Here is a 19,382-nt window from a genome sequence, read left to right as displayed (position 1 = left end):
TTAAAGCATAAGGGGAGGACCACGGGTCGCGAAACGCAACGCGGGCCGAAACCGGCCCGCGAGCGGGGGCTTTCTAGGGGCAAAGCCCTGGGATGTCAATTCGCGGCAGGGCAGGCCAAGGCGAGCTTAGGCGGCTTCCAGCGCCTGCTCGTAAGCGCGAAGTCGCTGGGCAAGGGAAGCGGCCAAAGGCTGGTCGCCAGCGGCGAGAGCGGTATTGGCGAGGCGCACCGCCTCGGCCTCGACAGCCGCTTCGCGGCTGAGCTTTCGCTGCGCGTAAAGCCACCGCGCCACCGTAGCCCAGTCCCACAGCGGGCTATCCGAGGTCACCCGGACGCTGGGAGCGGGAAAATCCCGGCTGCGCTGGCCCTTCGCATATTGCGTCAGCGCCGCCCTTGTGAGGCCGCAGCGCGCCGCGATGTCGGACAGATTGACGAGCGGGTCGGGCTCGATCCGCTCGACCTTGGCGCCGGCGCGCTCGACCGCGGCAACCGCCGAAGCGATCGCATGCCCGATCGATTCGGCCTCGCGCGCGAAGTCGAGCACGATGTGGCCCTTCTGAAACGCGATGGCGGCGTCGTCGCATCCGGCGGTGAAGAACCGGTCGGCGAACCCCTCAGCCTCCGGGTCGAGACCGGAAGCGACGATGCTGAATTCATAGGTCTTCACCATCATCCTCCAGCTTGCTGTGCGGACAGCGCGCAATCTGCCGCAGCAATTGCCGCGCATGGTTCTCCGGATTCCGCGGCGTCGACCAGACGAACAGCACACAGCCGTCCCGATCGTGGTGCGGGCAAAGCAACCGGCCCCACGCATGGCCGCTGACTTTGCTCCAGTTCCAGCCCAGGGCTTCGGCACGGCTGACCGCTGACTCGATTTCCTTGTTTGGATGGGACGGCCGCTTTGCCATCGTAGCGCCAGCACGAACTGGCGTTAACATATGTCAACAGTGCTTTGCCTTCAAGATCGGGCCGCGGCCCTGATCGGCCGGGCCGGACGGTCCAGGCTTTCGATCTCGGCCGCGATGGTGGTGTTCAACACCTGTTCCAGCCGGGTCATCAGCCGCGCGACCGGGGCGGCGTCGATCACCCGGTGGTCGAACCGGACGATCACGTTCAGGCGGTCGTCGTCGCTGAGCTGGCCATAGCTGAGGATATAGGGCCCTGGGCTGACCGGGCAGAGGTCGCCGGGGCCGAACGCCGACACCGAGGAGACGCCGAAACTGCCGAAGAAATTCGCCCGCGGCCGGTCCAGCGACATCCCGACCCACCAGGCGATCCGCCGCAGCGGCCATGGCATTCGGCTGATCCGCAGCAGCTTGCGGAACATCGGCACTTCGTCGATCGGGGCGGTGCGGGCGTCGCGGATGATCACGTCGACCTCGTGCAGCGGCAGCGTATCGGCGGCGGTCACCTTCTGCATCAGCACGCAGTCTTCGCCGTCGATGCGGCGGGCGACCGCGATCATGCCGACGCTCTTCGGCAGTTCGAAGAAATGCGGCCACGGGAAATCGATGTAGAGCGTCCGCAGCAGCGGCTCGTCACGCGCCACCAGGCTGAACGCCTTGGCGAAGATCGCGGCGAAGCCGGGCGGCGACGCGGCGGCGGCCCGGGCCCGCGCCAGCGGGCCGAGGTGCAGCGTGCGCTGGTAGCTGATCAGCGGGACGCCCTGCGAGGCGTGCATCAGATCCGCGATCAGGCGACGCGGCGCCGAAATCCGGCGAGTTCTGCCCCGCATTACTTCGCGGGCGTCGCGAGCGGCTTGGTCTTGTCGACCACCCACACCGCCATCACCTTGGCGCCCTTGTCGCCGTGCACCTTGGCGTCGTGCACCACGCCGGCCGGGATCACGTAGGACTCGCCCGCCTTGAGGTGCCGGTCGGGTTGGCCGTCGATGCTCATCACTGCTTCGCCCTCGAGCAGATAACCGGTCTCGATGCCGGGATGGGTGTGGCGGCCGATACTGCCGCCCGGCGGCAGTTCCGCGAGGCCGCTGACGGTGACATAGCCGTCCGGGAACTCGATCTTCTGCAGCGGCGTACGCTTGATACCGCTCTGCTGGGCGACGGAAGTGCCCGCAGCAGCTATCACGGCGCACGCGACCAGGATGTGACGAGCAAATTTGATTGTCATTGGGGCTCCTCCGGGTGCCGACGCTAGCAGCGTCCCGGCAAGCGGAAAAGCGCTCAGGCCGGAATCCGGCCGCCGAAATAAGGGGCGAGCGCTGCGCTCGCCCGGGGATGCCGGCCGGAGGTGAAGATCATCTCGGCATCGGGGCTCGCGGCATGGCCGCTGGTCTCGCCGAGCAAGGTGACGACGCGGCGGGCGATTGCGGGAGCCGGATCGATCCATTCGACCGGCCAGGGTGCGAGTCGCACCAGCCGGTCGAGCAGCAGCGGGTAATGTGTGCAGGCCAGCACCACCGCATCGGTGCGGCCGCGTGCGGCGTCGGCCTCGACGAAGCAGGGCGCGATCTCGGCGCGGATCGCCGCGTCGGTCACTTCGCCGCCGCCGAGCGCGGTTTCGGCGAGGGTGGCGAGCCGGATCGAGCCGACCAGCGAGACTTCGCAGTCTTGGGCGAAATCGCGGATCAGCGCGCGGGTGTATTCCAGCCGCACCGTGGCGTTGGTGCCGAGGACGGAGACGCGCTTGGTGCGGGAGCCTGCGCAGGCCGGCTTGATCGCCGGCACGGTGCCGACGAACGGCACCCGGTAACGCGCTCGCAGCGGCGCCAGCGTCATGGTCGAGGCGGTGTTGCAGGCGATCACGACGAGGTCCGGCGCGTGCGCGGCGATCAGCTCGCCCATCAGCGGCACGACGCGGCCGATCACCGCCTCTTCGCTGCGCTGGCCGTAGGGAAAGAACGCGTCGTCGCCGACATAGACGTAGTGCGCGTCGGGCCGGGCGCGGACGACCTCACGCAGCACGGTGAGGCCGCCGAGGCCCGAATCGAACACCAGGATTGTGGGGAGCGAGGTCACGGCGCGACCTTACCCGATCTTGGTTAGCTTTCGGTTGCCGATCGCGCGACGCAGCCCTGCGGCGGCGGCAAGGCCGCTCCGGTCAATGGCTGTCGGCGACCTCGGTCGGCGGCACGTTGCGCCTGACCCGCTTGATCGTGCCCGAGAACGTAAACAGCGGCCGCTCGCCGCATTTCAACATCCCGCGGACGAAGATCAGCGACTTGCCGGCGCGGGTGACTTCGCCGGTCGCCTCGATCAGTTCGCCCTCGTAGGCCGCGTCGAGAAATTCGGCGCCGAACGCCACTGTCACGCCCGGCCCCTGCAATTCGCGGACGGCGATCGCGAACAGGCAATAATCGGCGAAGGTCATGAAGCAGCCGCCGTGCACCGCCTTCATGCCGTTGAGATGCTTCTTATCGACCCGGAAGGCGCAGCGCACGCGGCCGTCGTCATCGATGCGGTGCCAGAACGGCCCATTGTGGGATTCGAAAGTGTCCCGCGTCCAAGTCCGCCAGCCGGCAAATTCGCCTTCGGTGGCAGTGAAAAGGTCCGGGCGACCGGGACGCGTGGGTTCGGCGGTGGGCTGCAAGGGGGGTTATCCTTTGGTCTATCGTTTTGGTCCATAAAACCGATGCGGCGGTGCAATGCAAATCGGTCAATCTGAATTGACACTGCGCAATTGGCAGGCAAGCCGGCGCTGTATACCCTCTCGCCCCGCAAGAAACGGGCCGCGTGAGGGAGACCAGAATGAGCGACCAGATCAAGTATGTACTGGACGAGGAGAACATCCCGAAGTCCTGGTACAATCTAAATGCCGACTTTCCGACGCCGATGCCGCCGGTCCTGCATCCCGGCACCCATCAGCCGGTCGGCCCGAGCGATCTGGAGCCGCTGTTCCCGATGGAGCTGATCCTCCAGGAGGTCGCGACCGAGCGCTACATCGAGATTCCCGAGCCGGTGCGCGACGTGTTTCGGATGTGGCGCCCGGCGCCGCTGATCCGCGCCCGCCGCCTCGAACAGGCGCTCGGCACCCCGGCCAAGATCTACTTCAAATACGAAGGCGTCTCGCCGGCCGGCTCGCACAAGCCGAACACCGCGGTGCCGCAGGCTTGGTACAACAAGCAGGCCGGCATCAAGAAGCTGTCGACCGAGACCGGCGCCGGGCAGTGGGGCTCGTCGCTGGCGTTCGCCGGCTCGCTGTTCGGGCTCGACGTCCTCGTCTTTCAGGTCCGCGTGTCGTTCGATCAGAAGCCGTATCGCCGCGCGTTGATGGAGACCTACGGCGCGCGCTGCATCGCCTCGCCCTCGACCGAGACCGATTCCGGCCGCGCCATTCTGGAAGCGAATCCGAACAGCCCCGGCTCGCTCGGCATCGCGATCTCGGAGGCGGTGGAAGTCGCCGCCAAGAATCCGGATATCAAATACGCGCTCGGTTCGGTGCTCAATCACGTTATGCTGCACCAGACCATCATCGGCCAGGAAGCCATCAAGCAGTGCGAGATGGCGGGCGACGATCCGGACGTGATCATCGGCTGCGCCGGCGGCGGCTCGAACTTCGCCGGCCTCGCGTTCCCGTTCCTCGGCCTGCAACTGCGCGGTGGCCGCAAGCGGCGCATCATCGCGGTCGAGCCGGCGGCGTGCCCGACGCTGACTCGCGGCACCTACGCGTATGATTTCGGCGACACCGCGCATCTCACCCCGCTGGTGAAGATGCACACGCTCGGCTCGACCTTCATGCCGCCGGGCTTCCACGCCGGCGGCCTGCGCTATCACGGCATGAGCGGGATGGTGTCGCACGCCTACGAGCTCGGCCTGATCGAGGCGCGCGCCTACAAGCAGGTCGGCTGCTTCGACGCCGGCGTGCAGTTCGCCCGCACCGAAGGCATCGTGCCGGCGCCGGAATCGACCCACGCGGTGCGCTGCGCGATCGACGAGGCGCTGCGCTGCAAGGAGGAGGGCAAGTCGGAAACGATCCTGTTCAACCTCTCCGGCCACGGCCATTTCGACATGCAGGCCTACATCAACTACTTCGAAGGCAAGCTGGTCGATCAGGACTACGACGAAGCCGACCTCGCCACCGCGCTGGCCGGCCTGCCGGCGGTCGCGGCATAGCTCTGAAGCCAGCCGCAAGGCACTGACCCAACCTCTCCCCGCCCTGCGCGGGGAGAGGTCGGATTGCGCAGCGATCCGGGTGAGGGGCGTGGCACGGCGTCAATCCGGAGTCTGCTTCTCAGGCCGGCACAGCGCGGCATCGCCCGCTCTCCGCGCGACTTCAACCGCGTCCGATTCTCTGCCCAGCCCCTCATCCCACCCTTCTCCGCGCCCAGAGCGGGGAGAAGGAGCTGGCCGTGGCTGGGGCGGAAGCTGCAACTTATTGAAAAGGCGTGCCTTCAATCCCGGCCGGGGGCGGTTCGCCATCCCCGGGCGTGCAGAAAAACCTTTCCCCCTTGGGCCGTTCTTTCTACATAACAGCGGTCCGCGCCGGCCCCTCCGGCGCGCCGAGGAATGCTGCCCTATGTCCGCTCCCGAGCCGAAGATCACCCCGGACCTGATCGCCAGCCATGGCCTCAAGCCGGACGAATATCAGCGCATTCTCGATCTGATCGGGCGTGAGCCGACGTTCACCGAGCTCGGCATCTTCTCGGCGATGTGGAACGAGCATTGCTCGTACAAATCCTCGCGCATCCACCTCAAGGGGCTGCCCACCAAGGCGCCGTGGGTGCTGCAGGGGCCGGGCGAGAACGCCGGCGTGATCGACATCGGCGACAATCAGGCGGTGGTCTTCAAGATGGAGAGCCACAACCACCCGAGCTATATCGAGCCGTATCAGGGCGCCACCACCGGCGTCGGCGGTATTTTGCGTGACGTCTTCACCATGGGGGCGCGGCCGATCGCCTGCCTCAATGCGCTGAGCTTCGGCGATCCCAAGCATCCCAAGACCCGGCATCTCGTGTCCGGCGTCGTCGCCGGCGTCGGCGGCTACGGCAATTCGTTCGGCGTGCCCACGGTGGGAGGCCAGACCCGGTTCCACACCCGCTACGACGGCAACATCCTGGTCAACGCCATGGCGGTGGGCCTTGCGGATGCCGACAAGATCTTCCTCGCCGCCGCCTCGGGCGTCGGCATGCCGATCGTCTATCTCGGCTCGAAAACGGGGCGTGACGGCATGGGCGGCGCCACCATGGCGTCGGCCGAGTTCGACGAGGGCTCGGAGGAGAAGCGTCCGACCGTGCAGGTCGGCGACCCGTTCGCCGAGAAGCTGCTGCTCGAGGCTTGCCTCGAGATCATGGCCAAGGATTGCGTGATCGCGATCCAGGACATGGGCGCGGCGGGCCTGACCTGCTCGGCGGTCGAGATGGGCGCCAAGGGTGACCTCGGTGTCGAACTCGATCTCGACGCGGTGCCGACCCGCGAGACCGGCATGACCGCCTACGAGATGATGCTCTCCGAAAGCCAGGAGCGCATGCTCATGGTGCTGAAGCCGGAGAAGGAAAAGGAAGCCGAGGAGATCTTCAAGAAGTGGGGCCTCGACTTCGCGATCGTCGGCTACACCACGCCGACCAAGCGCTTCGTGGTCAAGCATGGCGGGCAGGTGAAGGCCGATCTGCCGATCAAGGAGCTTGGCGACGAAGCCCCACTGTACGATCGCCCCTGGGTGGAGACGCCGAAGCTGCCCGTTATCCACGCGCGCGACATCAACGCGCCGATGGGCGCCGCCGAGGCGCTGGCGAAGCTGCTGGCGACGCCGGACCTGTGCTCTAAGCGCTGGGTGTGGGAGCAGTACGACCACGTCATCGGCGGCAACACCGTGCAGCGTCCAGGTGGCGATGCCGCGGTGGTGCGGATCGAGGATGGCCCGAAGGGCCTCGCGCTCACCGTCGACGTCACGCCGCGCTATTGCGAGGCCGATCCGTTCGAGGGCGGCAAGCAGGCGGTGGCCGAAGCCTATCGCAACATCACCGCGGTCGGCGGCAAGCCGCTGGCGATCACCGACAACCTGAACTTCGGCAATCCGGAGCGGCCGGAGATCATGGGCCAGCTGGTCGGCTGCCTGAAGGGCATCTCGGAAGCCTGCATCGCGCTCGACTCGCCGATCGTCTCCGGCAACGTCTCGCTCTACAACGAGACGAGCGGCCGCGGCATCCTGCCGACCCCGTCGATCGGCGGCGTCGGCGTACTCGACGACTTCACCAAGTCGGCGACGCTGGCCTTCAAGGCCGAAGGCGAGGCGATCCTGCTGATCGGCGAGACCAAAGGCTGGCTCGGCCAGTCGGTGTACTTGCGCGAGATCTGCGGCCGCGAAGAAGGCGCGCCGCCGCCGGTCGATCTTGCGGTCGAGAAGCGCCACGGCGACGTCGTCCGCGGCATGATCCACGCCGGCACCGCGACCGCTGTGCACGACGTGTCCGACGGCGGCCTCCTGGTCGCGCTTGCCGAGATGGCGATCGCGGGCGGCATCGGCGCCGCGCTCGACGCGCCTCCCGGCGAGACCGTGTCGCACGCCTGGTGGTTCGGTGAGGATCAGGCCCGCTACGTCGTCACGGTGAAGGAAGCCGATCTGCTCGCGGTGATGACCAAGCTGAAGACGATCGGCGTGCCCTGCACCCAGATCGGCCTGACCGGCGGCCACGCCCTGAAGATCGAAGGCGAAGGCAGCGTCGACATCAAGGCGCTACGTCACGCGCACGAGCACTGGCTGCCGGACTACATGGGCGGGAAGAACTAACCGCAGTCGCCGTGTCATTCCGGGGTGCTCGCGCAAGCGAGCGAACCCGGAATCTCGCCGCGACACCCACACTCTCCATCGTCATTCCGGGATGCGCTGCGTAGCAGCGCAGGCCCGGAATCCCTAACCCCTGCGCTCGCGGATGAGCACGGCGGGTGACGCCGTGCGCCAGCAACAGATTCGGTAGTTATGGATTCCGGGCTCGCGAGCTGCGCTCGCGCCCCGGAATGACAGAACAGAGAGCGCATGCGGCTGAGGGGCACGAGCGATTACTCCTGGTGCTCCCCGCGTTTCCAGCTTGCCAGAACGGCGTCGATCACCATGCCGATCATCGGCTCGGTCTTCGTCCAGCTCATCGTCCGAGTGGCGTGGGGAAACCAGATCATGCCGTGGACAGCGGCGATCAGGCAGTCCACCGCCGCCTTGGGGTCGACCTCGGAGCGCGCGTGCTCCTGAAGAAACGCGCCGACGGCGCGCTCGAACACCGCATAGGCGCGCACCACCACGGCCGAACGGCCGAACGCAAGGCCATCGCCGCTCTGCACGATCTGCATGGACGGCGCCAGCGCGAACAGCGTCTCGAAATGTTCGAAATGGTCGAGCCAATAACGCATCGCGCCGAGCAGCAGCTTTCGCACCCGCAGTTCGCTGTCCGACTCCGCTTCGGCGACGCGTTCCAGTGCGATTGTCGCTTCGAGCATGTCCTGTTCGCGGATTGCGAACAGCAGGTCACGATGATCCGAGAAGTACTGATAGATCGTGCCCGGTGAGTAACCGGCGGCCGCCGCTACGGCGCGCAGCGAGTAGGCTTCCGATTCCTTGTTCGCTAGCAGCTTTCGACCGGCAGCGACGAACGCAGCCCGGACTCGTGCCTTAGCTTCGGCCGATGTGGCGCGGCTGCGGACCGCGCCGCGATCCGGAGGAGACCTTCTGAGCATGCGCGATCCTATCGCGTTCGCCCGGCGAAATCGCCTCTCATGAAACTCACTTGCATAATTAAACGCGTTCAATTACCGTCGATCCAAGTCCGAAAACGGACGGATGCGTTCAGCATCAAAGATCAGGGAGGCTTGATTGATGGCGCTCATCTTCGATTCCCTTCATCGACATCTTCGTCACTCGGCCGCGCGGTTCGGTGGGGCTACGGCCGCCGCATCTGCTGCCGCGACGGCTGGCTCCGGCGAAGCCCGAACGGAGCGGCGGGCATGACGGGCCGACAGACGCGGCGTGAATTCGGCGTCACTGCGCTCGCCACCGTCCTTGCCTCGACACTGCCGGCGCCATTCGTCCGCGCCGCCGGCAAGGCCTACGGTCCAGGCGCGAGCGACACCGAGATCAAGCTCGGCCAGACCGGACCGCATTCCGGGCCTGGCTCGCTTTATGGTGTGCTCGGTCGTGTTGGCGAGGCATATTTCCAGATGCTCAACGAGACCGGTGGCATCAACGGCCGCAAGGTCAAATTCCTCAGCGTCGACGACGGCTACAGCGCGCCGAAGTGCGTCGAGGCGACGCGGCGGCTGGTGGAGCAGGAGGAGGTGCTGGCGTTGTTCGGCTCGCTCGGCACCGCGCCGCAGACGGCCGTGCACAAATATCTCAACTCCAAAGGCGTGCCGCAGCTCCTGCTCAACAGCGGCGCGTCGAAATGGAACGACCCGAAGCAATTCAAATGGACCATGGCGGGCCTGCCGCTGTATCCGACCGAAGCGCGGATCCTCGCCCGGTACGTCCTTGCGACGAGGCCGAACGCCCGCATCGGCATTCTGTATCAGAACGACGATTTCGGCCGTGACTTCCTCGGCCCATTCAAGAAGGTGCTGCAGGATGCGGGCGGCACCGCGCAGGTGATCATCGAGCAGAGCTACGACCTCACCGAACCGACGGTGGATTCGCAGCTGATCAATTTGTCCAAGTCCGGCGCGGATGTGTTCTTCAACATCTCGACCGGCAAGGCGGCGTCGCAGTCGATCCGCAAGGTCGCCGAGCTCGGCTGGAAGCCGCTGCATCTGCTGTTCTCGAGCTCGACCGGGCGGTCCATCCTGAGCGCCGCGGGGATCGCGAACGCCACCGGCATCGTCGCGGTGCGCTACGCCAAAGAGGTCGGCGGCCCGACATGGGCCAACGATCCCGACGTGCTGGCGTTCGAACAGCTACGTAAACGCTACCTGCCCAACATCGATCCGGACAACACGATAGCGTTCGCCGGCTACGGCCAGGCTGTGACGATGGCGGAAGTGCTGCGCCGCTGCGGCGACGACCTCACCCGCGCCAACGTGCTCAAGCAGGCGATCGGGCTCGCCGGCTTCCGTCCGCCGTATTTCCTCGAAGGTATCAGTCACAGCTTCACGGCGGACGACTACACGCCGATGAAGACGCTGTTCGTGTCGACGTTCAACGGCGCGGACTGGGACATTTCCGACAAGCCCGTCTCCGAATAGCGGAGTGCGTCCATTGCGCGCATCACCCGGGGGCCGCTGCCGGCAAGGCCGGTTGCGTGCGCGGGCCTGCCTCGCAGGCAACGACATTCGTTCAGATCGACAGCCGGTTGGGAGATTGCGATGAGCAGTGCAGCGATTTCGGTGACGGAGCTTCCAACCGCACCGGCCGGCATCCTGCCCGGCGACGGGCCGTTCTGGGAACGGCTGCCGCCGCGCGATGCGCGCGCCCTGCGGTTGCCCGACGGCATTCTCCTGCAGGATCAGGATGACGTCCGCACGGCGTTTCGCGACAAACGCCTGGTCAACCTGGCGCTGGCGATGCTGCGATCCGATCCGGCGGTCGATCCGGCGTTCATCGAGCGTCGCACCAAACAGCTTCTCAGCATGGAGGGGCCGGATCATCTGCGGCTGCGCCAACTGACGATGACGGCGATGTCGCCGCGGGCCGTAGAGGGTTATCGCGCCCGCATGCGCGCGATCATGGAAAACCTGGTTGCGCCGGTGCTGCCGCAAGGCTGCTGCGAAGCGGTCGAGGCGCTGCTGCGGCCCTATCCGATCCCGGTGGTGTGCGCCTTGATGGGCATTCCGGATCAGGACATTGATTTTTTCTCCCGCGTCTCCGCCGATTGGGTCGCGTTCATGCATATGGGCACCGGCGCTGCCGCCGTGTCCTACGCCGCGCATCTGGATATGGACGCCTATCTGCTTCCAGTGATCGAGCGCCGCGAGACGCGGCTCGGCGACGACATGCTCAGCCATCTGCTGCGGGCCGAAGAGGACGGCGACCGACTGACGCGGCAGGAAATCGTCAACATGATCGGCGGCTTCCTCGCCGCCGGAACCGACACGACGCGCTATGTGCTGGGCAGCGGCCTGTATCTGTTCGCGCAGAATCCCGACCAATGGCAGAAGCTGCGCGAGCGCCCCGAACTGGTCGGCCGCGCGGTCGATGAGATGCTGCGCTGCGCACCGGCCGGCGGCTTCATTTCGCGCTACGCGTCGACCGACGTCGACGTCAACGGCATCGCTATTCCGAAGGGCACGGCGATCGCGCTGTCGCTGCTGGCGCTGAACTACGACCCGACCATCGTCACCGAGCCGCACCGCTTCGATATCGAACGCCCGGTGGTGCGGGCGCCGCATCTGACTTTCGGCTTCGGCCCGCATACCTGTCTCGGTCTGCATCTGGCCAAAGCAGAGCTCGAGGAGGCGCTGCTGGTTCTGTCGCGCGCCTTCGTCACGCTGGAGCTCGACGGGCCGTGCGAATGGCGGCCGCCGCACGGCCTGCAGGGGCCGACGCGTCTGCCGATCGCCTTCACCGCCTCGACGGCGGAGACCGGCGAAACGCGCCGCCGGATGGCCGGCTGACCGGCGCGTATCGACCGCAAGCGCGGTCTGCCCCGGCGCCGCTGCTTTCTTCACAGCACCCGATAGGCGCCAGGAATCTTCCGCAAGAGATACGTCGTTGCCCAACTCAGCAGCAGGCCGAGGGTGAACACGATGGCGGCTTTGACGATCGCCGGCAGGTCGTAGTCGTACAGCCAGTATTGCAGCCACAGCATGTAGGCGTAGTGCACCAGGAAGATGCCGTAGGCGTCGTGCTGCAACGGATCGAGCAGGCTCCAGCCGCTGCGGCGGAAGCGGAGGAAAATCGCCAGGATGGCGAAGATGATCGCGGCGCTGAACGCGGTGAGGGCGATGCTGTAGCTCGCCTCGTACCACATCGGCAGGTCGTCCGGATTGTCGAGAATGCCGCGCTTGATCCCGATCAGGGTCCACATCCCGAGATACGGCACCAGCGCCACCAGCAGCCACACCCACCATTGCTTCGCCAGTCTGCCGCCGGCGCCGAGTACGCTCTGCTCCGGATGGCAGGCGCCGATGCCGGCGCCGATGAAGAAGTACGCCGTGTACAGCAACACCCGGCTGGCCTGCACCGCGAACGGGCCCCACTCGAACCAATAGGTCGAGGTGTAGTACAGCCGCGACGGCACGTAGAGGATCGCGGTGATCACGAACACCGCGCCGATGAACAGCGCCGGAGATTTGTAGCCGAGCTTGGCGAGGTGATTGATCGGGTCGAGCGTGTGCCGCGAAATCCGGTACAGCACGCCGCCGATTGCACTGAAGATGAACAGCACCCACAGAAACCACAACGGTCCGCTCGGCCACGGGCCGACCGTGATCATGTGCTCGTAGAACTGCGCGAAGGTTTCGGTCGGGTTGGCGCGCAACGCCAGCGCGTAATAGGCGATCGGAATCACGGTGAACGCCGCGATCACGAACGGGATGCCGAGCCGGATCAGCCGGTCGCGCGCCAGCGAGCCGAATTTCGGCCGGTGGTCGAGACTCGGCCACAGGAACAGTCCCGACAGCATGAAGAACATCGCCATGAAGAAACTGTCGGTGGCGAGCACCACGCAGTCGAAGCCGATGAACGAGGTCGGGTCGGTGTGGCCGAAATAGGTGTAGGGAATCACCGAATGGTGGATCAGCACCAGGATGGTGAGGAAGGTGCGGGTGCGGTCGAGCGACAGGTCGCGCACATGGGAGGCCGCGTGCGCGGTCATGCCGCCGGTGGTGGGATAAGTTACAGTCACGAAATGAGCCCCGCGCGATGCCGCCGGTGGAATACGATACTGCGCCTTAGCTGAATCGCCTGTTCGGCGAATTGCTAGGGTTTGAATTCTTCGATTTGAACCTTTTGCGGATAGAACGCCAGATAGCCGGCGATCTCCGCCATCGCCGGAAACGGCTGCTCGTAGCTCCACACCGCGTTGGCCTGTGGCTCGCCGACGGCGACGATGCTGAAATAACTGGCATCGCCCTTATAAGGGCAGTGGGTGACGCGGGCGGTCTTTTCCAGCAGCCGCATGTCGGCGTCTTCCCGCGGAATGTACTGCACGGGCGGGTAGCTTGCCTCCTGCAGCGTCAGCGCGCGACGGGTCTCGGCGATCACCCTGCCGTCCGCACTGATCCTGACGCCGTTCGGATTTGCCGTGATCGTGATCGGGTGATCGGGACCGGGGAGCTTCATGGGCGGACCTCTGGGTGACGAATCGGACCGGCGCCACAGTCACCTCGCCGAGAGTGCCCGGCGTCGTGGCTTTGAAAGGGACGCACTGCGATATAGGATGGCGGTTCAGGATTGCCACTGCGCGTCCCGCGCAGGCGGCCCGCGACGATCTGGAGGACGACCGAATGCCGATGGATGCCCGCGACATCGAGGCCATGATCAAGGCCGCGATCCCCGACGCGGAGGTGACGATTCGCGACCTCGCCGGCGACGGCGATCATTACGCCGCGACCGTGATCTCGGAGTCGTTCCGGGGCAAGTCCCGGGTGCAGCAGCATCAGATCGTCTACCAGTCGCTGCAGGGGCAAATGGGCGGCGTGCTGCACGCGCTGGCCCTGCAGACCGGCGTGCCGGAAGCCTGACGCATCCGCTCTGACTTTCCCCCCGCCAAATCGGCGCGCGCGAGCACGGCCGGTGACCCGGCCGCGCCTATCCCCGACGCTTCGGCGTTAACGGTGGCTTAACAGCCGGGAGGCACCGTCGGCGCGGGGCAGGGGTGGCATGTCGAACTGGCGGGACGAAAAGGCGAAGGCCAACGCTGCGGCGCTTGCGCGGCTGACCAAGCGGCTGCCGGATGTCTTCCCGCAGGCCGTGCTGATCCACGCCAAAGCCCGTGCCTATGTGCCCTCGACCCTGCGGGTCGCGGTCGACTCATATTGGCGGGCGCATCCGCTGCGGGCCGAGCGGCTGGCACGTGTGCTCGCGGCGCGCAGCGGCGCCCCGGCCGGCTGGCAATGGCAAGTCGGCGATCCCGCGGGCGGATTGCCGGCCTCGTTCCGCATTCCGCCTGCGCCGTATCGGGAGAAGGCGCACCAGCGCGGACCGGGCTTCTGCTGCGTCTGCGGCCAGCCGGTGTATCGGTTCGGCTGGCACGCCGATCTGTGGGACGCCGGCATCAACAAGAACGCCACCTGGCACAGCGCCTGCGTCACCGCCTGGCAGTTCTGGAACGCGCCGAGCGGCCAGACCAAGCTGCTGCGGCGCCTGCAGGGCCGCCGCTGTCGCGAGACCAACCGCCGGCTGCTGCGAACCGCCGAGGTCGATCACCTCGTGCCGCTGTTTCAGGTGTGGCGGCAGCACCGCGATCGCGCTTGGCCGGAGCTGCTCGGCTATTGGGGCCTGCCGAACCTGCAGGTGATCAATCGCGAGGTCCACGCCGCCAAATGCGCGACCGAGGCGCGCGATCGGCGCTCCGCCCGCCTTGCGGCGACCGAGCACGCCTGAGCCCCACGAAGCTGCGTCGGGGTGCGCGCGGCGCTGCTGCTTTACTTGGAGACTTTCGACAACTGCCGCGTCGCGATATTCGCGGTCGCTTGCTTCTGCATTTGGGCGCGGACGTCGCGGAACGACACCAGACGTCGCTGGGCCTCGTCCCACAAGGCCAGCGGGATGCAACGGAAGCTCTGCCACAGCGTGACGCGGCCGATGGCTCGCAGTTCGGGGTGATCGTGCAACACGCGGGGCAGGCGATAATACGGAATGCGGCTGGCCAGATGGTGCACGTGGTGCATCCCGATATTGGCCGTGAACCAGCTCAGCGGTGCCGGCAGATCGTAGTACGAGCTGCCATAGAGCGCGGCTTGATGCAGGCTCCAGCGTTCGTTGTGCTCCCACGTCGTGGCCTCGAACTGATGCTGAATGTAGAATAGCCACACCCCGGCGGTCGCGGCCAGTAGCATGATCGGGAGATGCACCAGCAGGAATGCCTTGATGCCGATGAACCAGGTGAGCGTCACCACGATGATGGCGATCGCCGCATTGGTCGCCATCGCACTCACCCAAGGCCGCCAGCCATCGCGCATCAGTCCGACCGGCAGTCTCTGCTGCAGCAGAAACACGTAGGCCGGCCCGAGGCCGAACATCACCAGCGGGTTGCGGTAGAGACGATATTTCAAACGGCCCCACCAGCTCAGCTCGCTGTACTCGCGCACGGTCAGCGTATCGAGATCGCCGACCCCGCGACGATCGAGATTGCCGGTGGTGGCGTGATGCGTGGCGTGCTGGCGGCGCCAGCAGTCGTACGGCGTCAGCGTCAGCACACCGATCACACGGCCGACCCAATCGTTGGCCTGCCGCTTGCGGAAGAACGCGCCGTGGCCGCAGTCATGCTGGATCATGAACAGGCGGAGCAAAAATCCTGATGCGGGAATCGCGATCAGCAGGGATGCCCAAGCGTGCCCGATCGAATACGCGAACCAGGCCGCTCCCCATAACACCACCAGCGGCAAAGCCGTGATTGCCAGCTCGGCGATGCTGCGCGCGTGACTCGGCGTGCCGTAGTTGGCCAGAATGCGAGTCCAAAGCCGCGCGTCAGAGACCGGGGCCTCCGCGTCATGGTTCATGTTCGAGGGCATGGCGAAGAGATCCTGCGATCGCACGTGATGAAAGAGGACAGGGTGCGCGGGCGTGCGCCACCGTGACGGAATGCGAACGAGAATGGCTATTGCAGTCGATACCGGGGTGTGCCGATCTCGTTTGGCAAGCCCGACCACCAGTAGTGTCGCCGACGATGAATCAGCCTGACGAGTTGACAGGCGCTCGCGGTCGATCCAGATCGGCCCGTGTGGCCGCTCGCCCACCCGCGGGCGCAAGTGTGAGCCCGCAGCCGGTGCGCCAGAGACGCGTTACTAACTCAATATGGGGGCGGTCGGGTCGACCGCAACCGCTGGGCCTTCAAATCCATCCTCGGGTCGCGCGCAGGCTTGTTGCGCGTCACACCCGAGAACCGTCGGCCTCGATCGCATGCACCGAGAACATCGCGTCCGGATCGGTCCAGCACTGCTTCGGCGTCCAGCCGGCCTGCTGCGCCAGCGCGCGAAACCGCTCCAAACTGTATTTGTAGCTGTTCTCGGTGTGGATCGTCTCGCCGGCGCGGAAGCCGATGCGTTCGCCGAACAGGTGCACGGTCTGGTCGCGCAGGCTGACCAGATGCATTTCGATGCGGTGCTGATCGCGATTGTAGATCGCGCGGTGCGCGAACGCCTCGAGATCGAAATCCGCGCCGAGCTCGCGGTTGATGCGGATCAGCAGGTTGAGATTGAACCTCGCGGTGACCCCGGCGGCATCGTCATAGGCCGGCACCAATACGCGTTCGTCCTTCTCCAGGTCGACGCCAATGATCATCCGCGCGCCGTGGCCGAGGATGTCGCGCGCGCTCTCCAGGAAGCGCCGCGCCTCCTGCGGCTCGAAATTGCCGAGCGTCGAGCCGGGGAAGAAGCCCACTTTCGGCAGCTCGCGCACCGCGGGGGGCAGCGCGAACGGCTTGGTGAAATCGGCGGCCAGCGGGTGCACCGCGAGCTGCGGGAAATCGCGCTGCAGCGCTTCGGCCTGGGTGACGATGAAATCGCCGGAGATATCGACCGGCACATAGGCCGCAACCTGATGGGCGGCGAGCAGCAGGCGGATCTTGGTGGTGGCGCCGGCGCCGAATTCGACGACCGCCGCATCGGGCGGGATCAGTTCCGCGATCTCGGCGGCGCGATCGTGCAAAATGCTGAGCTCGGTGCGGGTCGGGTAGTATTCCGGCAGCCGGGTGATGTCGACGAACAGCTCGGAGCCGGCGTCGTCGTAGAAGTACTTCGGTGACAACTCCTTCTGCGGTCGCGTCAGCCCGTCCAGCACGTCGCGCGCAAACGCCGCCGTGTTTGGATCGAGCCGATGCGCTTGCGTCTGCACGGCAACGTGCACGTTCATAGGCGGTCCTCCAGGCTGCGCGCGTGGCGCATTCAGATTCTTGAATTAAGCGCCGTAGTCGGCGAGCCGCAGCCCAGTGAACTGCCAGCGGTGATACGGATAGAAGAAATTGCGATAGCTGACACGGCTGTGGCCCTCTGGCGTGGCGCAGGACGATCCGCGCAGCACCAGCTGATTGACCATGAACTTGCCGTTGTATTCGCCGAGCGCGCCTTCGATCGCTTTGTAGCCCGGGTAGGGCGCATAGGCGCTGCGGGTCCATTGCCAGACCGTGCCGAACGCGTCGGGAAGATGCCCGGCGCGTGCCGCCACCTCCCATTCCATCTCGGTCGGCAAATGCTTGCCGGCCCAGCGCGCGAAGGCGTCGGCCTCGTAGTAGCTGACGTGGCAAACCGGGGCGCCGGGGTCGATGCTCTGCAGGCCGCCGAGCGTCATGATCTTCCATTCGCCGTCGACCTGCCGCCAGTGGCCGGGCGCCTCCCAGCCCTCGCGCTCGGCGCAGGCGAAGCCGTCCATCAGCCACAGCGTGGCGGTGCGATAACCGCCGTCCGCCATGAACTCGAGCCACTCAGCATTGCTGACGAGGTGGCGGGCCAGCTTGACCGGCCCGACCAACGCGCGGTGCACCGGCTTTTCGTTGTCGAAATGGAAGCTGTCGCCGGCATGGCCGATCGGGTGGATGCCTTCCGGCAATGCGACCCAATCCTCGCCGCTGTGGTCCGTCGCCGGCAGCCGCCACGCCGGATCGTAGGCCGGCGGAATCGGGTTCTGCGCGAACGCGTGCAGGATGTCGGTGATCAGCAATTCCTGATGCTGCTGTTCGTGGTTGAGCCCGACCTCGATCAGCGGCGCGATTTCCTCGAGCTTCGCCGTATCGGCGGTGGCGAACCAGTCCAGCATCGCCGCGTCGACATGGCGGCGATAGGCCGCGACGTCGGCCACCCCGGGCCGGGTCAGCAGTCCGCGTGCGGATCGGGTGTGCCGCGGCCCGGCCGAGACGTAATAGGAGTTGAACAGAAAGGCGTAGTCCGGGTGGAACACCTGATAGCCCGGGCAATGCGGCCCGAGCAGGAATTGCTCGAAGAACCAGGTGGTGTGGGCGCGGTGCCACTTCGCCGGGCTGGCGTCGGGCATCGACTGTACGACCTGATCCTCGGGCGATAGCGGTGCGGCCCGTCGCTCGGTTTCGTCGCGCACCGTCCGATAGGCAGTGGCGAGGCGGTTGCCAAGGTCGCGGTCGGAGACGGGCGACGGGGAAGATTCGACTGCTGAAGTCGCAGCGGAGGACAGGATCGTCACGAGCATCTCCGGTTTGGAGGAAAAACGCTGCTGTTCGGTCTGAGTTCCAGGCTGATCAAGATAGGGGCTGACAATCGGGATGTAAGGTCGCCGGCGTACCAGCGGCGATTCGCGCCCCCGGCGCCCAGACCCCTCCCTTCGCAGGGAGCCGGCGAAAACGGTAACGAAGTCAAGGCTGCAAGCCGGGCTCAATCGGTTTTGACTTGGGCTATTCGCCGGTTTCAGGATACATATATGACTGTTCGACCCGGCCGCTGGTGGTCAGCCGGCCGCGCCGCAAAAGGATTCGCCATGAGCATCGAGCAATTCATCGACAACGAAGTGAAGGCCAACGACGTCGTGCTGTTCATGAAGGGCACGCCGCAATTTCCGCAGTGTGGCTTCTCCGGTCAGGTGGTGCAGATCCTCGATCACATCGGCGTCCCGTATAAGGGCCACAACGTGCTCGAGAACGCCGAGCTGCGCGACGGGATCAAGCAGTATTCGAACTGGCCGACGATTCCGCAGCTCTACGTGAAGGGCGAATTCGTCGGTGGCTGCGACATTGTGCGCGAGATGTTCCAGGCCGGCGAACTGCAGAAGCTGTTCACCGACAAGGGCATCAAGGCCGCCGCCTGAGCCCCTTCATCCGCCAGATCGGCGCGGCGACCTGTGAGGTCGTCGTCGCCGACATCACCACGCTCGCCGTCGACGTGATCGTCAACGCAGCCAATGCATCCCTGCTTGGCGGAGGCGGTGTCGACGGTGCGATCCATCGTGCCGCAGGTCCCGAGCTGCTCGCCGAATGCCGCACGCTCGGCGGCTGCGACACCGGCGATGCCAAGATCACTCGCGGGTATCGGCTGCCGGCGCGTCATGTGATCCACGCCGTCGGTCCGATCTGGCACGGCGGCGGCCATGGCGAGGATGCCGCGCTCGCCTCGTGCTACGCCCGCGCCCTGCAGCTCGCCCATGATCATACGCTGAGCTCGATCGCGTTCTCGGCGATCTCGACCGGGGTCTATGGCTTTCCGCCCGAGCGCGCCGCGCCGATCGCGGTTCGAACCACCCTCGACGCATTCCGGTCCACCACCTCGGTCACCCGAGCGGTGTTCTGCTGCTTTTCGCCCGCGAGTGCCGAGCTGCACCGCGCCGCGCTTGCGGAAGCGGCCCCTTGAAACCACACCGGGCGCCGCTACCATCACGATCCACGAG

General features: G+C 66.1%; 20 protein-coding genes. 8 read left to right on the top strand and 12 right to left on the bottom strand.

Annotated features, from left to right (window positions below; all coding sequences use genetic code 11):
* Positions 1 to 126: 126 nt before the first annotated feature.
* The 6 genes from DNX69_RS03530 to DNX69_RS03505 all read right to left on the bottom strand — a co-directional run bounded on the left by DNX69_RS03530 (position 127) and on the right by DNX69_RS03505 (position 3,548).
* A complete protein-coding gene (locus DNX69_RS03530; RefSeq protein WP_110784618.1) occupies positions 127 to 669 on the bottom strand; it encodes a helix-turn-helix transcriptional regulator in 543 nt (180 codons plus the stop codon).
* Positions 653 to 907, bottom strand: a complete 255-nt coding sequence (locus DNX69_RS03525; RefSeq protein WP_110784617.1) for a hypothetical protein — start codon at positions 905 to 907, stop codon at positions 653 to 655. Before DNX69_RS03525 ends, DNX69_RS03530 begins: the two co-directional genes overlap by 17 nt.
* 50 nt (positions 908 to 957) lie before the next feature.
* The gene (locus DNX69_RS03520; RefSeq protein ID WP_110784616.1) at positions 958 to 1,734 is read right to left on the bottom strand and encodes an acyltransferase; all 777 of its coding nucleotides are present in this window, start codon (positions 1,732 to 1,734) and stop codon (positions 958 to 960) included.
* Positions 1,734 to 2,129 carry a cupin domain-containing protein gene (locus DNX69_RS03515; RefSeq protein WP_110784615.1) on the bottom strand — a complete coding sequence of 132 codons (396 nt, stop codon included), beginning with the start codon at positions 2,127 to 2,129 and terminating at the stop codon, positions 1,734 to 1,736. The genes DNX69_RS03520 and DNX69_RS03515 overlap by 1 nt, the downstream gene beginning before the upstream one ends.
* Positions 2,130 to 2,182: 53 nt before the next feature.
* Positions 2,183 to 2,977 (bottom strand): glutamate racemase, encoded by a 795-nt coding sequence (murI, locus tag DNX69_RS03510; RefSeq protein WP_110784614.1) that lies wholly within the window; start codon positions 2,975 to 2,977, stop codon positions 2,183 to 2,185.
* 82 nt (positions 2,978 to 3,059) lie between these two features.
* Positions 3,060 to 3,548: a PaaI family thioesterase gene (locus tag DNX69_RS03505; RefSeq protein ID WP_110784613.1), complete on the bottom strand. Its 489-nt coding sequence runs from the start codon at positions 3,546 to 3,548 to the stop codon at positions 3,060 to 3,062.
* 158 nt (positions 3,549 to 3,706) lie between these two features.
* On the opposite strand from DNX69_RS03505, the gene DNX69_RS03500 reads away from it, so the two are divergent.
* Together DNX69_RS03500 and purL are read left to right on the top strand one after the other, a co-directional pair.
* On the top strand, positions 3,707 to 5,071 hold the full coding sequence (locus tag DNX69_RS03500; RefSeq protein WP_110784612.1) for a TrpB-like pyridoxal phosphate-dependent enzyme: 1,365 nt from the start codon (positions 3,707 to 3,709) through the stop codon (positions 5,069 to 5,071).
* Between the two features lie 403 nt (positions 5,072 to 5,474).
* Complete coding sequence (gene purL, locus DNX69_RS03495; protein WP_110784611.1) at positions 5,475 to 7,685, top strand: phosphoribosylformylglycinamidine synthase subunit PurL; 2,211 nt, start codon at positions 5,475 to 5,477, stop codon at positions 7,683 to 7,685.
* Between the two features lie 269 nt (positions 7,686 to 7,954).
* On the opposite strand, the gene DNX69_RS03490 is transcribed toward purL, so the two are convergent.
* On the bottom strand, positions 7,955 to 8,623 hold the full coding sequence (locus tag DNX69_RS03490; RefSeq protein WP_110784610.1) for a TetR/AcrR family transcriptional regulator: 669 nt from the start codon (positions 8,621 to 8,623) through the stop codon (positions 7,955 to 7,957).
* Positions 8,624 to 8,890: 267 nt separating this feature from the next.
* On the opposite strand from DNX69_RS03490, the gene DNX69_RS03485 reads away from it, so the two are divergent.
* Together DNX69_RS03485 and DNX69_RS03480 are read left to right on the top strand one after the other, a co-directional pair.
* Positions 8,891 to 10,120 carry an ABC transporter substrate-binding protein gene (locus tag DNX69_RS03485; protein ID WP_110784609.1) on the top strand — a complete coding sequence of 410 codons (1,230 nt, stop codon included), beginning with the start codon at positions 8,891 to 8,893 and terminating at the stop codon, positions 10,118 to 10,120.
* A 120-nt stretch (positions 10,121 to 10,240) separates the two neighbouring features.
* Positions 10,241 to 11,488 carry a cytochrome P450 gene (locus tag DNX69_RS03480; RefSeq protein WP_110784608.1) on the top strand — a complete coding sequence of 416 codons (1,248 nt, stop codon included), beginning with the start codon at positions 10,241 to 10,243 and terminating at the stop codon, positions 11,486 to 11,488.
* Between the two features lie 50 nt (positions 11,489 to 11,538).
* Here DNX69_RS03480 and DNX69_RS03475 read toward each other — a convergent pair whose 3' ends face one another.
* Both DNX69_RS03475 and DNX69_RS03470 read right to left on the bottom strand, forming a co-directional pair.
* Entirely contained in the window at positions 11,539 to 12,720 is a 1,182-nt protein-coding gene (locus DNX69_RS03475; RefSeq protein WP_110784607.1) for an acyltransferase family protein, read from the bottom strand.
* Positions 12,721 to 12,794: 74 nt separating this feature from the next.
* Positions 12,795 to 13,157 carry a DUF427 domain-containing protein gene (locus DNX69_RS03470; protein ID WP_110784606.1) on the bottom strand — a complete coding sequence of 121 codons (363 nt, stop codon included), beginning with the start codon at positions 13,155 to 13,157 and terminating at the stop codon, positions 12,795 to 12,797.
* 164 nt (positions 13,158 to 13,321) lie between these two features.
* Between DNX69_RS03470 and DNX69_RS03465 the strand changes: the two genes are divergently transcribed.
* Together DNX69_RS03465 and DNX69_RS03460 are read left to right on the top strand one after the other, a co-directional pair.
* Complete coding sequence (locus tag DNX69_RS03465) at positions 13,322 to 13,558, top strand: BolA family protein (RefSeq protein ID WP_107346500.1); 237 nt, start codon at positions 13,322 to 13,324, stop codon at positions 13,556 to 13,558.
* Positions 13,559 to 13,697: 139 nt separating this feature from the next.
* Positions 13,698 to 14,420 carry a hypothetical protein gene (locus DNX69_RS03460; RefSeq protein ID WP_110784605.1) on the top strand — a complete coding sequence of 241 codons (723 nt, stop codon included), beginning with the start codon at positions 13,698 to 13,700 and terminating at the stop codon, positions 14,418 to 14,420.
* A gap of 41 nt (positions 14,421 to 14,461) precedes the next feature.
* Here the strand turns inward: DNX69_RS03460 and DNX69_RS03455 are convergent, their stop codons facing one another.
* From DNX69_RS03455 to egtB, 3 genes are all read right to left on the bottom strand, one after another.
* Complete coding sequence (locus DNX69_RS03455; RefSeq protein WP_110784604.1) at positions 14,462 to 15,550, bottom strand: fatty acid desaturase; 1,089 nt, start codon at positions 15,548 to 15,550, stop codon at positions 14,462 to 14,464.
* A gap of 358 nt (positions 15,551 to 15,908) precedes the next feature.
* Positions 15,909 to 16,889: an L-histidine N(alpha)-methyltransferase gene (gene egtD, locus DNX69_RS03450; RefSeq protein ID WP_110784603.1), complete on the bottom strand. Its 981-nt coding sequence runs from the start codon at positions 16,887 to 16,889 to the stop codon at positions 15,909 to 15,911.
* A 45-nt stretch (positions 16,890 to 16,934) separates the two neighbouring features.
* Positions 16,935 to 18,194 carry an ergothioneine biosynthesis protein EgtB gene (egtB, locus tag DNX69_RS03445; RefSeq protein ID WP_110784602.1) on the bottom strand — a complete coding sequence of 420 codons (1,260 nt, stop codon included), beginning with the start codon at positions 18,192 to 18,194 and terminating at the stop codon, positions 16,935 to 16,937.
* Between the two features lie 285 nt (positions 18,195 to 18,479).
* Between egtB and grxD the strand changes: the two genes are divergently transcribed.
* Both grxD and DNX69_RS03435 read left to right on the top strand, forming a co-directional pair.
* Entirely contained in the window at positions 18,480 to 18,806 is a 327-nt protein-coding gene (grxD, locus tag DNX69_RS03440) for a Grx4 family monothiol glutaredoxin (protein ID WP_110784601.1), read from the top strand.
* Positions 18,803 to 19,345, top strand: a complete 543-nt coding sequence (locus tag DNX69_RS03435) for an O-acetyl-ADP-ribose deacetylase (RefSeq protein ID WP_110784600.1) — start codon at positions 18,803 to 18,805, stop codon at positions 19,343 to 19,345. Before grxD ends, DNX69_RS03435 begins: the two co-directional genes overlap by 4 nt.
* The last annotated feature ends 37 nt before the right edge of the window (positions 19,346 to 19,382 follow it).

Origin of the sequence: Rhodopseudomonas palustris, assembly GCF_003226555.1 — a bacterium.
Classification (GTDB): domain Bacteria; phylum Pseudomonadota; class Alphaproteobacteria; order Rhizobiales; family Xanthobacteraceae; genus Rhodopseudomonas; species Rhodopseudomonas palustris_I.
Note: the sequence above shows the minus strand (reverse complement) of the source record. Positions and strands in the feature narration are given on the sequence as shown.

What these genes read in the sequence shown, in the direction of transcription:
- DNX69_RS03520 (WP_110784616.1), bottom strand. Translation starts at nt 1,734, where the DNA reads ATGCGGGGCAGAACTCGCCGGATTTCGGCGCCGCGTCGCCTGATCGCG.
- DNX69_RS03480 (WP_110784608.1), top strand. Translation starts at nt 10,241, where the DNA reads ATGAGCAGTGCAGCGATTTCGGTGACGGAGCTTCCAACCGCACCGGCC.
- DNX69_RS03525 (WP_110784617.1), bottom strand. Translation starts at nt 907, where the DNA reads ATGGCAAAGCGGCCGTCCCATCCAAACAAGGAAATCGAGTCAGCGGTC.
- egtB (WP_110784602.1), bottom strand. Translation starts at nt 18,194, where the DNA reads ATGCTCGTGACGATCCTGTCCTCCGCTGCGACTTCAGCAGTCGAATCT.
- DNX69_RS03465 (WP_107346500.1), top strand. Translation starts at nt 13,322, where the DNA reads ATGCCGATGGATGCCCGCGACATCGAGGCCATGATCAAGGCCGCGATC.
- DNX69_RS03460 (WP_110784605.1), top strand. Translation starts at nt 13,698, where the DNA reads ATGTCGAACTGGCGGGACGAAAAGGCGAAGGCCAACGCTGCGGCGCTT.
- purL (WP_110784611.1), top strand. Translation starts at nt 5,475, where the DNA reads ATGTCCGCTCCCGAGCCGAAGATCACCCCGGACCTGATCGCCAGCCAT.
- grxD (WP_110784601.1), top strand. Translation starts at nt 18,480, where the DNA reads ATGAGCATCGAGCAATTCATCGACAACGAAGTGAAGGCCAACGACGTC.
- DNX69_RS03455 (WP_110784604.1), bottom strand. Translation starts at nt 15,550, where the DNA reads ATGCCCTCGAACATGAACCATGACGCGGAGGCCCCGGTCTCTGACGCG.
- DNX69_RS03490 (WP_110784610.1), bottom strand. Translation starts at nt 8,623, where the DNA reads ATGCTCAGAAGGTCTCCTCCGGATCGCGGCGCGGTCCGCAGCCGCGCC.
- DNX69_RS03485 (WP_110784609.1), top strand. Translation starts at nt 8,891, where the DNA reads ATGACGGGCCGACAGACGCGGCGTGAATTCGGCGTCACTGCGCTCGCC.
- DNX69_RS03500 (WP_110784612.1), top strand. Translation starts at nt 3,707, where the DNA reads ATGAGCGACCAGATCAAGTATGTACTGGACGAGGAGAACATCCCGAAG.
- egtD (WP_110784603.1), bottom strand. Translation starts at nt 16,889, where the DNA reads ATGAACGTGCACGTTGCCGTGCAGACGCAAGCGCATCGGCTCGATCCA.
- DNX69_RS03470 (WP_110784606.1), bottom strand. Translation starts at nt 13,157, where the DNA reads ATGAAGCTCCCCGGTCCCGATCACCCGATCACGATCACGGCAAATCCG.
- DNX69_RS03530 (WP_110784618.1), bottom strand. Translation starts at nt 669, where the DNA reads ATGGTGAAGACCTATGAATTCAGCATCGTCGCTTCCGGTCTCGACCCG.
- DNX69_RS03515 (WP_110784615.1), bottom strand. Translation starts at nt 2,129, where the DNA reads ATGACAATCAAATTTGCTCGTCACATCCTGGTCGCGTGCGCCGTGATA.